Origin of the sequence: Pseudomonas triclosanedens, assembly GCF_026686735.1 — a bacterium.
Classification (GTDB): Bacteria; Pseudomonadota; Gammaproteobacteria; order Pseudomonadales; family Pseudomonadaceae; genus Pseudomonas; species Pseudomonas triclosanedens.
The window spans coordinates 4,575,940-4,588,752 of sequence record NZ_CP113432.1; the positions used below are offsets into that span (position 1 = coordinate 4,575,940).

Annotated in this window: 14 protein-coding genes; 3 read left to right on the forward strand and 11 right to left on the reverse strand. The window is 63.9% G+C overall.

Features of this window, described 5'->3' with window-relative positions; translation table 11 throughout:
- Positions 1 to 59 precede the first annotated feature (59 nt).
- The 6 genes from OU419_RS21190 to OU419_RS21215 are packed head-to-tail and all read right to left on the reverse strand — an operon-like array spanning position 60 to position 5,066.
- Complete coding sequence (locus OU419_RS21190; RefSeq protein ID WP_254470891.1) at positions 60 to 695, reverse strand: protein-L-isoaspartate(D-aspartate) O-methyltransferase; 636 nt, start codon at positions 693 to 695, stop codon at positions 60 to 62.
- Positions 696 to 717: 22 nt separating this feature from the next.
- Positions 718 to 1,476: a 5'/3'-nucleotidase SurE gene (surE, locus tag OU419_RS21195; protein ID WP_254470781.1), complete on the reverse strand. Its 759-nt coding sequence runs from the start codon at positions 1,474 to 1,476 to the stop codon at positions 718 to 720.
- Entirely contained in the window at positions 1,464 to 2,522 is a 1,059-nt protein-coding gene (gene truD / locus OU419_RS21200) for a tRNA pseudouridine(13) synthase TruD (RefSeq protein WP_254470780.1), read from the reverse strand. Before truD ends, surE begins: the two co-directional genes overlap by 13 nt.
- Positions 2,519 to 2,992: a 2-C-methyl-D-erythritol 2,4-cyclodiphosphate synthase gene (ispF, locus tag OU419_RS21205; protein ID WP_254470779.1), complete on the reverse strand. Its 474-nt coding sequence runs from the start codon at positions 2,990 to 2,992 to the stop codon at positions 2,519 to 2,521. The genes truD and ispF overlap by 4 nt, the downstream gene beginning before the upstream one ends.
- A 59-nt stretch (positions 2,993 to 3,051) precedes the next feature.
- Positions 3,052 to 3,903 carry an S-formylglutathione hydrolase gene (gene fghA / locus OU419_RS21210; protein ID WP_254470778.1) on the reverse strand — a complete coding sequence of 284 codons (852 nt, stop codon included), beginning with the start codon at positions 3,901 to 3,903 and terminating at the stop codon, positions 3,052 to 3,054.
- Between the two features lie 50 nt (positions 3,904 to 3,953).
- Entirely contained in the window at positions 3,954 to 5,066 is a 1,113-nt protein-coding gene (locus OU419_RS21215) for an S-(hydroxymethyl)glutathione dehydrogenase/class III alcohol dehydrogenase (RefSeq protein WP_254470777.1), read from the reverse strand.
- Between the two features lie 217 nt (positions 5,067 to 5,283).
- Between OU419_RS21215 and OU419_RS21220 the strand changes: the two genes are divergently transcribed.
- The 3 genes from OU419_RS21220 to yedF all read left to right on the forward strand — a co-directional run bounded on the left by OU419_RS21220 (position 5,284) and on the right by yedF (position 7,694).
- Positions 5,284 to 6,177 carry a LysR substrate-binding domain-containing protein gene (locus OU419_RS21220; protein WP_254470776.1) on the forward strand — a complete coding sequence of 298 codons (894 nt, stop codon included), beginning with the start codon at positions 5,284 to 5,286 and terminating at the stop codon, positions 6,175 to 6,177.
- A 76-nt stretch (positions 6,178 to 6,253) separates the two neighbouring features.
- Positions 6,254 to 7,480, forward strand: a complete 1,227-nt coding sequence (yedE, locus tag OU419_RS21225; protein WP_254470775.1) for a selenium metabolism membrane protein YedE/FdhT — start codon at positions 6,254 to 6,256, stop codon at positions 7,478 to 7,480.
- Entirely contained in the window at positions 7,446 to 7,694 is a 249-nt protein-coding gene (gene yedF / locus OU419_RS21230; RefSeq protein WP_254470774.1) for a sulfurtransferase-like selenium metabolism protein YedF, read from the forward strand. The genes yedE and yedF overlap by 35 nt, the downstream gene beginning before the upstream one ends.
- A 137-nt stretch (positions 7,695 to 7,831) precedes the next feature.
- Here yedF and ispD read toward each other — a convergent pair whose 3' ends face one another.
- The 5 genes from ispD to OU419_RS21255 all read right to left on the reverse strand — a co-directional run bounded on the left by ispD (position 7,832) and on the right by OU419_RS21255 (position 12,741).
- Positions 7,832 to 8,530, reverse strand: coding sequence for a 2-C-methyl-D-erythritol 4-phosphate cytidylyltransferase (gene ispD, locus OU419_RS21235; protein WP_254470773.1), 699 nt, complete (start codon positions 8,528 to 8,530; stop codon positions 7,832 to 7,834).
- Positions 8,527 to 8,811, reverse strand: coding sequence for a cell division protein FtsB (gene ftsB / locus OU419_RS21240; RefSeq protein ID WP_254470772.1), 285 nt, complete (start codon positions 8,809 to 8,811; stop codon positions 8,527 to 8,529). The genes ispD and ftsB overlap by 4 nt, the downstream gene beginning before the upstream one ends.
- A 61-nt stretch (positions 8,812 to 8,872) precedes the next feature.
- Positions 8,873 to 10,162, reverse strand: coding sequence for a phosphopyruvate hydratase (gene eno / locus OU419_RS21245; RefSeq protein WP_254470771.1), 1,290 nt, complete (start codon positions 10,160 to 10,162; stop codon positions 8,873 to 8,875).
- A gap of 102 nt (positions 10,163 to 10,264) precedes the next feature.
- Positions 10,265 to 11,110 carry a 3-deoxy-8-phosphooctulonate synthase gene (gene kdsA / locus OU419_RS21250; RefSeq protein WP_254470770.1) on the reverse strand — a complete coding sequence of 282 codons (846 nt, stop codon included), beginning with the start codon at positions 11,108 to 11,110 and terminating at the stop codon, positions 10,265 to 10,267.
- 2 nt (positions 11,111 to 11,112) lie between these two features.
- Positions 11,113 to 12,741, reverse strand: coding sequence for a CTP synthase (locus OU419_RS21255; RefSeq protein ID WP_254470769.1), 1,629 nt, complete (start codon positions 12,739 to 12,741; stop codon positions 11,113 to 11,115).
- Between the last annotated feature and the right edge of the window lie 72 nt (positions 12,742 to 12,813).

A 12,813-nucleotide genomic window follows, 5' to 3' on the forward strand; every position in this document is an offset into this window, starting at 1 on the left:
ATGAATTACGCCCAGCCTTGGGCTGGTATTCTACCTGCAGTCGCAAGCCCCGGGGCGTTTCAGCCCAGAGGGCCGTTGAGCAGCGGGACGAAGCGCACGGAGTCCAGCACCTGGCGCTGGAAGCCGTCTTCGGTGCGGACGATCAGCATCAACTGCTGGACCTCGCCACTGCCTACCGGGATTACCAGTCGCCCGCCGGGAGCGAGCTGTTCCTGCAGGGCCTGCGGGACCTCGGCGGCAGCCGCGGTCACGATGATGCCGTTGTAGGGCGCCAGCGCCGGCCAACCTTCCCAGCCATCGCCCCAACGAAAGACAACATTTCGCAGGTTTAGCTCCGCAAGCCGCTCTTTCGCACGATCCTGCAGAGCCTGGATACGCTCGACCGAGAACACTCGCTCGACCAGTTGCGACAGTACGGCGGTCTGGTAGCCGGAACCGGTACCGATCTCCAGCACCTTGTCCAACGGGCCGGCCGCGAGCAGCAGCTCGGTCATCCGAGCGACCATGAATGGCTGCGAGATCGTCTGATTGTGGCCGATCGGCAGTGCAGTGTCCTCGTAGGCCCGGTGCGACAGCGCCTCATCGACGAACAGATGACGCGGTGTGCGGCGGATGACTTCGAGCACGTGGGCGTTGGACAGTCCCTCTTCGTACAAGCGCTGTATCAGGCGCTCGCGAGTGCGCTGAGAAGTCATGCCGATGCCCCGGCGGGACAGTTCATTGGCCAAGGTCGAGCCCTCCGATCCAGTCGCCAAGGACATTGAACGCCTCTCGGAAGGTCCGGTCCATCTGCAATGGCGTAATGGACACGTAGCCCTGCATCACCGCATGGAAATCGGTACCCTCGCCGCCATCCTCAGCGTTGCCTGCAGCGGCGATCCAGTACCCTTCCTTGCCTCGCGGATTGACTACCTTCACCGGCGCGGCGGCACGGGCACGGTGCCCGAGGCGGGTCATCTGAATGCCGCGAATGCGGTCCAGCGGCAGGTTGGGGATGTTCACGTTGAGCACCGTGCGCGGCGGCAGGTCGAGCTTTTCATGGGACTCAACCAGCAGGCGCGCGAAATGCATCGCAGTGGGCAGGTTGTCGGGCAGCCGCGAAATCAGCGAGAAGGCGAAGGCCGGACGCGACAGGAAGCGTCCTTCCAGCGCCGCCGCGACGGTTCCCGAATAAAGTACGTCATCCCCCAGGTTGGCCCCCAGGTTTATGCCCGATACCACCATGTCCGGCAGCTCGTCGAGCAGGCCGTTGAGCCCCAGGTGCACGCAGTCGGTCGGCGTGCCATTGAGGCTGATGAAGCCATTGCCCAGGCGGTGGGGATGCAGCGGCCGATCGAGCGTCAGCGAGCTGCTGGCGCCACTGCGGTCGGCCTCCGGAGCGATCACGACGCAGTCCGCATGATCGGACAGAGCGTCGTGTAGCGCGGCGATACCGGGTGCTGTGACCCCGTCGTCGTTGGCAATCAATATGCGCATGGGTTTTCCGTCTGCCCTGCCGGCACGAGGTCGAGCGCCTCGCGCACTACAACGGTGGCGAAGCAGCCAGCCGGCAGGACGAATTCCAGTTGCAGAATGTCAGGGGCGGGATAATGCCATGCCAGGCTCGTGATGGGGAGGCGCAGAATGCGCCGTTCGTGCGCCAGGTCCGCACCACCAAGCCACTGGCAAAGTGCCACTTCGGCGTTCCGAACTGCACGCTCGATCTCGCCGGCCGCGCCAGTCGCGGGCGAATCACCCTCACCCCACATCGGCCCGGTGGGGTGCAGGTCCAGAGCGGCGAGGCGCGGATCATCACATTCCGCCTCTCCGGCGGGGAAGTAGCTGCGGCTGTCGGTAAAGGACAGCAGGTCGCCGACCTGGGCACGGTTCCAGGTGCCATCGGCGACACGCCTGGCCAGCACCTGGTTGAACAGGAAGCTACGCGCAGCGGAGAGCAGGCGCGAACGCAGGTTGCGCTGTTCCGGCAACCTGCCACGCTCAGCGAAACCACGGGCATCGAAGAGATTCCCGCCATCATGGCCGAAACGCTGGGTACCGAAGTAGTTGGGCACGCCAACTGCCGCAATGGAGCTCAGGCGCGTGTCGAGCAGCTCGCGGTCCGCCTGCAACTGGGTCAGCCGCAGGGTGAAGCCGTTGGCGGAGTGCGCGCCGCGCTGCAGTTTCCGACGATGCCTGTTGCGCTGGAGAATCCGCAGGCTGTCGTCCTCGGCGGCGGACATATCAGGATCGTCCTTCCCCGGAAGGTGCAGGCTGAACCACTGGCGGGTCAGTGCCTGGCGATCCTTGAGCCCGGCGTAGCTGATCATTTTCTGCGGCACGCCGGCGGCCCGGGCCAGCCGCCGCGCGGTCTCTTCGGTGTTCAGGCCACGCTTTTCAACCCACAGCCAGAGATGCTCGCCATCGCCCGACAGAGGAATATCCAGCACTTCGTCGACCTGGAAATCTTCGGCCACAGCCTTCAGCACGCCGCGCCCGCAAGGTTCCCCGTGGGCACGCGGCCCCAGCAGTTCCAGCTCGGTCATGCGCGAGCCAGCAGGGCTACGGCGTGCACCGCAATACCCTCTTCGCGGCCAGTGAAGCCGAGCTTTTCGGTGGTGGTGGCCTTGACGTTGACCTGATCGAGCTCGACTTTCAGGTCCTGCGCAATGGTTTCGCGCATGGCCTGAATATGCGGAGCCATCTTCGGCGCCTGGGCAATGATGGTGGTATCGACGTTCTCCACCTTCCAGCCTTTGGCCTCCACCAGCGACAGCACGTGGCGCAGCAGTGCGCGGCTATCGGCCCCCTTGAAGCGCGGGTCGGTATCGGGGAAGTGCTTGCCGATGTCACCCAGCGCGCAGGCACCCAGCAGCGCATCGGAGAGCGCATGCAGGAGCACGTCGCCGTCGGAGTGGGCGATCAACCCGAACTTGTGGGCAATGCGTACCCCCCCGAGAGTGATGAAGTCGCCCTCGCCGAAGCGATGTACGTCGTAGCCATGTCCGATTCGCATGAAAAAACGCCCTGTAGGAGTCAGGGCGTCGATTCTACCGGATCACTGAGGTCTGGGTGTCAGCCACAGAGCGCCGCCGCGTGATGGCGCAGGTGGTCCTCGATGAAGCTGGCGATGAAGTAGTAGCTGTGGTCGTAGCCCGCTTGAAAACGCAGCTCCAACGGGTGTCCGACCGCGGCCGCCGCTTCGCGCAGGGCCTCGGGTTTGAGTTGGACGGCGAGGAAATCGTCGCGCTCCCCCTGGTCCACCAGGATCGGCAGCCGCTCGCCTGCCCCCGCCAGCAGTTCCACCGCATCCCACTCGCGCCAGGCGGAAGGGTCCTCGCCGAGGAAACGGCCCAGGGCCTTCTGCCCCCAGGGGCAATCGCTCGGATGGGTGATTGGTGCGAAAGCCGACAGCGACAGGTAGCGCCCGGGATTGCGCAAGGCGCAGACCAGCGCGCCGTGCCCGCCCATCGAGTGACCGCTGATGCCGCGGCGCTGGGACACGGGGAAATTCGCCTCGATCAGCGCCGGCAGTTCGCTCACCACGTAGTCGTGCATGCGGTAGTGACGCGCCCAGGGCTCCTGGGTGGCATTGACATAGAAGCCGGCGCCGAGGCCGAAGTCCCACGCGCCATCCGGGTCGCCTGGCACCTCGGGACCGCGCGGGCTGGTATCCGGCGCGACGATCACCAACCCCAGCTCAGCCGCCATGCGCTGTGCGCCCGCCTTCTGCATGAAGTTTTCGTCGGTACAGGTCAGGCCGGACAGCCAGTACAACACCGGCAGGCCCGCCTCGGGCTCGGCCTGCGGCGGCAGGTAGACCGCGAAGACCATTTCGCAGCCAAGGGTTTCGGAGCGATGACGATAACGCTGGTGCCAACCGCCGAAGCTCTTCTGGCTGCTGATGAGTTCGATGGAATCCGTCATGGAGTCCTCCTTCCTGTGCGCCTGGGCGCTCACGCGCCCAGGCTTGCGTGTCAGTAGTGGATGACGGAGCGAATGCTCTTGCCTTCGTGCATCAGATCAAAGGCTTCGTTGATCTTTTCCAGGCCCATCGTGTGAGTGATGAAGGTATCCAGTGGGATCTCGCCCTTCTGCGCCTTTTCCACGTAGCTCGGCAGCTCGGTGCGGCCCTTCACGCCGCCGAACGCGGAACCGCGCCACACGCGGCCGGTGACAAGCTGGAACGGACGGGTGCTGATCTCCTGGCCGGCGCCAGCGACGCCGATGATGGTGGATTCGCCCCAGCCCTTGTGGCAGCACTCCAGCGCCGCGCGCATCAGTTGCACGTTGCCGACGCACTCGAAGGAGTAGTCCACGCCGCCGTCGGTCATCTCGACGATGACATCCTGGATCGGCTTCTGGTGATCCTTCGGATTGACGAAGTCGGTTGCGCCCAGTTCCCTAGCGATATCGAACTTGGCCGGGTTGATGTCGATGGCGATGATCCGCGACGCCTTGGCCATCTTGGCGCCGATGATCGCCGCCAGGCCGATGCCGCCCAGGCCGAAGATCGCGACAGTCGCGCCTTCTTCCACCTTCGCGGTGTTCAGCACCGCGCCAATGCCGGTGGTCACGCCGCAACCGAGCAGGCAGACCTTTTCCAGCGGTGCCTCCTGGGGAATCTTCGCCAGGGAGATTTCCGGCAACACGGTGTACTCGGAGAAGGTCGAGCACCCCATGTAGTGGAAGATTGGCTCCCCCTTGTAGGAGAAGCGACTGGTGCCGTCCGGCATCAGACCCTTGCCCTGTGTGGCGCGCACAGCCTGGCAGAGGTTGGTCTTGCCCGATTTGCAGAATTTGCACTCGCGGCATTCGGCGGTGTACAGCGGGATCACGTGATCGCCCACTTTCAGCGAGGTTACGCCCTCGCCTACCGCTTCGACGATGCCGCCACCTTCGTGACCCAGGATGCACGGGAACACGCCCTCGGAATCCTGGCCGGACAAGGTGTAAGCGTCGGTGTGGCATACGCCGGTGGCGACGATGCGCACCAGCACCTCGCCCTTCTTCGGCGGCGCCACATCGACTTCGACGATTTCCAACGGTTGGTTGGGAGCGAAGGCGACGGCGGCACGGGACTTGATCATCGAGAAACTCCTGAACGAAAAGAAACGACAACGCCCGCCTTGGGGCGGACGGGTTCGGCGCACTGGCCGAGAAAACGGGACGGGGCAGAACCGCGTCGGGGGCTTGTGGGACAACGCGCCAAATGCGCACCCCAAAGCCTTGGAAGTGTAGAAAACCACGTTTCAGGGAATAATCGGGCAATAATCAAAACATTATTGCCATACAGGGATAATCCAGATGCACCGCTGGGAAGGGCTGGACGAATTCGTCGCCGTCGCCGAAACCGGGCAGTTCACCGCTGCCGCCGAGCGCCTGGGCGTTTCTTCGTCCCATGTCAGCCGCCAGGTCGCTCGATTGGAAGAGCGGCTGCAGACCCGCCTGCTCTACCGCAACACCCGCAAGGTCACGCTGAGCGAAGCCGGCCAGACCTTCCTGCAGCATTGCCGGCGCCTGCAGGATGCCCGCGAGGAAGCACTACGCGCGGTGAGTGATCTCTCCGCCGAACCCAAGGGTCTGTTGCGCATGACTTGCGCGGTGGCTTATGGCGAACGCTTCGTGGTGCCGCTGGTGAACGAATTCATGGCGCAGTTCCCACAGTTGCGGGTGGAGATTGAGCTGTCGAATCGTCAGCTCGATCTGCTCCACGAAGGATTCGACCTGGCGATCCGTCTGGGCCGCCTGAGTGATTCGCGACTGGTAGCGACCCGGCTGGCGCCACGGGTGATGTACCTCTGCGCAACCCCGCAATATCTGCAACGCCACGGTACGCCGCAGAGCCTGGCGGAACTGCCGCAGCACAATTGCCTGGTCGGCAGCAGCGACCAATGGAGCTTTCTCGAAGACGGTCGGGAAACCCAGCACCGCGTGCAGGGCAACTGGCGCTGCAATAGCGGCCAGGCAGTGCTCGATGCGGCGCTGCGCGGTTTCGGCCTGTGCCAGTTGCCGGACTACTACGTGCTGGAGCACTTGCGCAGCGGGCGCCTGGTCTCCCTGCTGGACGACCATCAACCGCCGAACACCGGTGTCTGGGCACTCTACCCGCAGCAGCGGCACCTGTCGCCCAAGGCGCGGCAACTGGTGGACCACCTCAAGGAAGGGCTGCTGCATCTTCAGCCGGGTTCGGCCCCCTGACTTGCCGGAAAGCAAGCGCCATGCAGGCTGCGCGGCTAAAATGGCGACCTTCGCCCCTGCTCAAGGACGACAAAACATGTCAGCCCTTTCCGCTTTTCGCGAGCGCTATCTCCTGCGCTTCTGGTCTCCCCTGCCGACGCTGATCGCCCTCGGCGTCGCATCTGCCTACTACTTCGCCATGACCGGTACCTTCTGGGCTGTCACTGGTGAGTTCACCCGCTGGGGGGGGCACGTACTGTCCTGGTTCGGCCTGCAACCCCAGGAGTGGAGCTACTTCAAGATCATCGGTCTGCAAGGTACGCCGCTGGATCGAATCGATGGCGTGATGATCATTGGCATGTTCCTTGGCGCGCTGGCCTGCGCGCTCTGGGCTGGCAACGTCAGCCTGCGCTGGCCAACCAGCAAGCGCCGTTTGCTGCAGGGCCTGATCGGCGGAGTGATCGCCGGCTTCGGCGCGCGCCTGGCGATGGGCTGCAACCTGGCGGCGTTCTTCACCGGTATTCCAATGTTCTCGGCGCACGCCTGGGCATTCATGTTCTCGACTGTGCTCGGCGCCTGGTTCGGCGTGAAGATCAGCCTGCTGCCATTCCTGCGTATACCCTTGAAGGTCGGCGGCAAGCCTGCCGCGCTGCCCAGCCCCGAAGCCCTGGCTCACCGCGCGAAGCTGCAATGGCGCCTAGGCATGGGCGTGCTGGCCGTTGCCGCGCTGTTCGCCGCCTGGCGCTTCGAGGTCTCGCTGGTGCTGGGCATGGCCTGCCTGTTCGGCCTGCTGTTCGGCGGACTGATAGAGCGCGCGCAGATCTGTTTCACCAGCGCCGCCCGCGATCTCTGGACCACCGGCCGGACCCAGGCAGCGATGGGCATACTGCTGGGCATGGCCGCTGCGTGTGTCGGCACCTTCGCCGCCATTCACAACGGCCTGCCGCCGAAGATTTTCTGGATGGGCCCGAACGCCGTGATCGGCGGCGTATTGTTCGGCATCGGCATCGTGCTGGCCGGCGGCTGCGAGACCGGCTGGATGTACCGCTCGATGGAAGGCCAGGTGCATTTCTGGGTGGTGGGGATCGGCAATGTGATAGGCGGAACCCTGGTCGCGGTGTTCTGGGACCAGCTCGGCACCAGCCTCGCCCTGCCCTATCCCAAGCTCAACCTGCTGCAGGAGTTCGGCCCAGGGGCCGGCTTGCTGGTCACCTTCGCCGGCCTGGCCCTGTGCATGCTGCTGGTGCAACTGAACGCGCAACGATTCACCCGTAAACGGAAGACCAACGATGCCCGACACCAAGACGCCGACGCTGTCGCTTGACCTGCGCGGCGAGCACTGCCCGTACAACGCCATCGCCACCCTGGAAACCCTGCAGACGCTCAAGCCGGGCGACTTGCTGGAGGTGGTCACCGACTGCTCGCAGTCCGTGCACGGCATACCGGAGGATACCAAGCGCCACGGCTACCACTGCCTGGCAGTAGAGCAGCACGGCGCGCTGTTCCGCTTTCTGATCGAAGTGCCGCTGCTGGGCTGAAGTACGCGGTGCATGACCTCAGCGGTCATGCACCGACCTCATCAACGCGGAAGCCCGCACAGGGAGTGGCACAGTGTGCCGGCACAAACCGCAGTATCTCCCGGAGAGCCGGCAATGCAGGCGAGATAGAAGGGGATTCAGTGCCTGGGGAAGTTGCGCAGCAAGCGCTGCAGGTCTTCCGGCGTGGTGACCTTGATGTTGTCGGCGCGGCCTTCGACCATGCGTGGCGAGTAGCCTGCCCACTCCATCGCCGACGCTTCGTCGGTGATCGCGGCGTCCGCTACCAGGGCATCAGCCAGCGCACGATGCAGGGCGCCAAGGCGAAACATCTGCGGGGTATAAGCCTGCCAGACAACGCTGCGGTCGATGGTTTCCTGAATGCGACCGTCAGCACCAACTCGCTTGAGGGTATCGCGCGCGGGTACGCCAAGCAGGCCGCCTACGGCGTCGTCCGCCAGGTCGTTCAGCAGGCGATCGAGATCGGCCCTGGCCAGATTCGGGCGGGCAGCATCGTGCACCAGCACCCAGTCATCGGTGGAAGCACCCAGCTCAGTCAGACGCAGCAGGCCACTGAGCACCGAATCGGCACGTTCGCTACCACCATCGGCACGCTGAATCAGCTCGTTGCTGGCGCTGGGCAGGGTCGGCCACCACGGATCGTCGACAGCCAGGCACACCACCAAGCCTTTCAGTCGGGGGTGGCCAAGAAAACAGTCGAGGGTTCGTTCGAGAATGCTGCGACCGGCCAGGTCGAGATACTGCTTGGGGCGGTCGGCGCGCATTCGCGAACCGATACCGGCGGCCGGGATCACGGCCCAGAAGGCGGGAGTCATCATTGCGCGAGCTGGTAGAGGGTTTCCTTGTCCTTGACCATGCCGAGTTCGTGACGCGCACGCTCCTCGACTGTCTCGGTGCCTTTCTTGAGCTCGGCCACTTCAGCCTCGAGGATGCGGTTACGCTCGAGCAAGCGCTCGTTCTCGCCCTGCTGGTCGGAAATCTGCTTCTGCAGGTCGCGCACCTGCTCCAGGCTGCCATCGCCGACCCACAGGCGATACTGCAGACCGGCCAGCGCCAGGATCAGCACGACGAACAGCCAGTAAGGGCTACGTAACCTCAAACCTTCAGCTCCATACGCAAAGGGGTGGCTCCTGCCACCCCTTCACCGTACCAGACTAGCTTCAGCCGCGGAATTCCGCGCGACCACGGTACGGCGCCTTGGCGCCCAACTGCTCTTCGATGCGCAGCAGCTGGTTGTACTTGGAAACGCGGTCGGAGCGGCACAGGGAACCAGTCTTGATCTGACCAGCGGCAGTGCCCACAGCCAGGTCGGCGATGGTGCTGTCCTCGGTCTCGCCCGAACGGTGCGAGATCACCGCAGTGAAGCCGGCAGCCTTGGCCATCTGGATGGCTTCCAGTGTCTCGGTCAGAGAGCCGATCTGGTTGAACTTGATCAGGATCGAGTTGCCGATCTTCTCTTCGATGCCGCGCTTGAGGATCTTGGTGTTGGTCACGAACAGGTCGTCGCCGACCAGTTGCACCTTCTCACCGATCTTGTCGGTCAGCACTTTCCAGCCAGCCCAGTCGGACTCATCCATGCCATCTTCGATGGAGATGATCGGGTAGCGCTGGGTCAGGCCAGCCAGGTAGTCGGCGAAACCTTCGGCGCTGAATACCTTGCCCTCGCCTTCGAGGTCGTACTGGCCGTCCTTGAAGAACTCGGAGGAAGCGCAATCCAGGGCCAGGGTGACATCGTCGCCCAGCTTGTAGCCGGCGTTGGCGATAGCTTCGGCGATTGCGGCCAGGGCGTCTTCGTTGGAAGCCAGGTTCGGCGCGAAGCCGCCTTCGTCACCCACGGCGGTGTTCAGGCCACGGGCCTTCAGCACGGCCTTGAGGTGATGGAAGATCTCGGCGCCCATGCGCAGGGCGTCGGCAAAGTTCTTGGCGCCAACCGGCTGGACCATGAACTCCTGGATGTCGACGTTATTATCGGCGTGCTCGCCACCGTTGATGATGTTCATCATCGGAACCGGCATGGAGTACTGGCCCGGAGTGCCGTTCAGATCGGCGATGTGGGCATACAGGGGCACGCCCTTGGCCTGGGCGGCGGCCTTGGCGGCAGCCAGGGAGACGGCCAGGATGGCGTTGGCGCCCAGCTTGCCTTTGTTCTCGGTGCCATCCAGGTCGATCATCGCATGATCCAGACCTTTCTGGTCAGTCGCGTCCTTGCCCAGCAGCAGGTCGCGGATCGGACCGTTGACGTTGGCCACGGCCTTCAGCACGCCCTTACCCAGGTAACGGCTCTTGTCGCCATCGCGCAGTTCGAGAGCCTCGCGGGAACCCGTGGAAGCACCAGACGGGGCGCAGGCGCTGCCGACGATGCCGTTGTCCAGGATCACGTCCGCTTCAACGGTCGGGTTGCCGCGGGAGTCCAGGACCTCACGGCCCTTGATGTCGACGATCTTTGCCATTCTTGATAACACTCCGAAGATAGATAAACGGGGCGGCTGGTGAGACGTGGGAAGCAGCTCGATACCGGGCCGAGCGAAGCGCGGTCGGTATCGAGCGAATTCTCAGGCAGTCTCGATGGTGGGGAAACTCTTGACCAGGTCGTCCAGCTGCTTGAGCTGGGACAGGAAAGCTTCGAGCTTGTTCAGGCGCAGGGCGCACGGACCGTCGCACTTGGCGTGCTCGGGATCCGGGTGGGCCTCCAGGAACAGACCGGCCAGGCCCTGGCTCATGCCGGCCTTGGCCAGGTCGGTGACCTGGGCACGGCGGCCGCCAGCGGAATCGGCGCGACCACCCGGCATCTGCAGGGCGTGGGTCACGTCAAAGAACACTGGGTACTCGAACTGCTTCATGATGCCGAAGCCGAGCATGTCCACCACCAGGTTGTTGTACCCGAAGGAGGAACCGCGCTCGCAAAGGATCAGTTGGTCGTTACCCGCCTCCTCGCACTTGCGCAGGATGTGTTTCATCTCCTGCGGCGCGAGGAACTGGGCTTTCTTGATGTTGATCACCGCGCGGGTCTTGGCCATCGCCACGACCAGGTCAGTCTGCCGGGACAGGAAGGCCGGCAGTTGAATGATGTCGCAGACCTCGGCCACCGGAGCGGCCTGGCAGGGCTCGTGCACATCGGTGATGACCGGCACGTTGAAGGTCTTCTTGATCTCCTCGAAAATCTTCAGCCCTTCTTCCATGCCCGGACCACGGAACGATGTGATCGACGAACGGTTGGCCTTGTCGAAGCTGGCCTTGAACACGTAGGGGATGCCGAGCTTCTCGGTCACCCGCACATACTCTTCGCAGACCTGCATGGCCATATCGCGGGATTCCAGCACATTCATGCCACCGAACAGCACGAACGGTAGATCGTTACCGATCTGGATATCGCCGACGCGGATGATCTTCTGACTCATACTCAGGCTTTCCCGGCTTGCTTCAGGGCGGCGTTGACGAAGCCGCTGAACAGCGGGTGGCCATCACGCGGAGTGGAAGTGAATTCGGGGTGGAACTGACAGGCCACGAACCACGGATGGTCCGGAGCTTCCACGACCTCCACCAGTGCGCCGTCGCCGGAGCGGCCGGAAATCTTCAGGCCAGCGGCTTCCAGTTGCGGACGCAGGTTGTTGTTCACTTCGTAGCGGTGACGATGACGCTCGACGATCACATCCTTGCCGTAGCAATCGTGCACCAGGGTGCCGGCCTGCAGCAGGCATTCCTGGGCGCCCAGGCGCATGGTGCCGCCCAGGTCGGAAGCCTCGGTGCGCACTTCGGTGGCGCCGGTGGCATCCTGCCATTCGGTGATCAGGCCGACGACCGGGTGGCCGCTGGACTTGTCGAACTCGGTGGAGTTGGCATCGGTCCAGCCCAGCACGTTGCGGGCGTACTCGATGACGGCCACCTGCATGCCCAGGCAGATGCCCAGGTACGGGACCTTGTTCTCGCGGGCATACTGAACGGCAGTGATCTTGCCTTCCACACCGCGCAGGCCGAAGCCGCCTGGAACCAGGATGGCATCGGCGCCCTCGAGCAGGCCGGTGCCCTGCTGCTCAATGTCCTCGGAATCGATGTAGCGCAGGTTGACCTTGGTGCGGCTCTGGATGCCGGCGTGGGTCATGGCCTCGATCAGCGACTTGTAGGCGTCGAGCAGCTCCATGTACTTGCCGACCATCGCGATGGTGACTTCACGCTCGGGGTTGAGCTTGGCGTCGACCACTCGATCCCATTCGGACAGGTCGGCCGGACCGCACTCCAGGCCGAAGCGCTCGACGACGAAATCATCGACGCCCTGGGCGTGCAGAACGGAGGGAATGCGGTAGATGGTGTCGACGTCTTCCAGCGAGATGACCGCGCGCTCTTCCACGTTGGTGAAGAGGGCGATCTTGCGGCGGGAAGACACGTCCACCGGGTGGTCGGAGCGGCAGACAAGGATATCCGGCTGCAGGCCGATGGAGCGCAGCTCCTTGACCGAGTGCTGGGTCGGCTTGGTCTTGGTTTCGCCGGCGGTAGCGATGTACGGTACGAGCGTGAGGTGCATCAGCATCGCACGACGCGAACCGATTTCCACGCGAAGCTGGCGAATCGCCTCGAGGAAGGGTTGCGACTCGATGTCACCGACGGTGCCGCCGACTTCCACCAGGGCCACGTCGGCATCGCCGGCACCCTTGATGATGCGACGCTTGATCTCGTCGGTGATATGCGGAATCACCTGCACGGTGGCGCCCAGGTAATCGCCGCGGCGCTCCTTGCGCAGCACGTCCATGTAGACGCGGCCGGTGGTGAAGTTGTTGTTCTGGGTCATCGTGGTGCGCACGAAGCGCTCGTAGTGGCCCAGGTCGAGGTCGGTCTCGGCTCCATCGTGGGTGACGAACACCTCACCGTGCTGGAACGGGCTCATGGTGCCCGGATCGACATTGATGTAGGGATCCAGCTTGAGCATCGTGATCTTCAAGCCACGCGCTTCCAGAATGGCAGCCAAGGAAGCCGAGGCGATGCCTTTCCCCAATGAAGAAACAACACCACCCGTGACGAAGATGTAGCGCGTCATGAAAAGCCCTGAATGTCAGCGTTTAGGCGGCTCGGCCGCCGGGGAAGCGAAGGTCGGGCTCAAGGCCCGGTC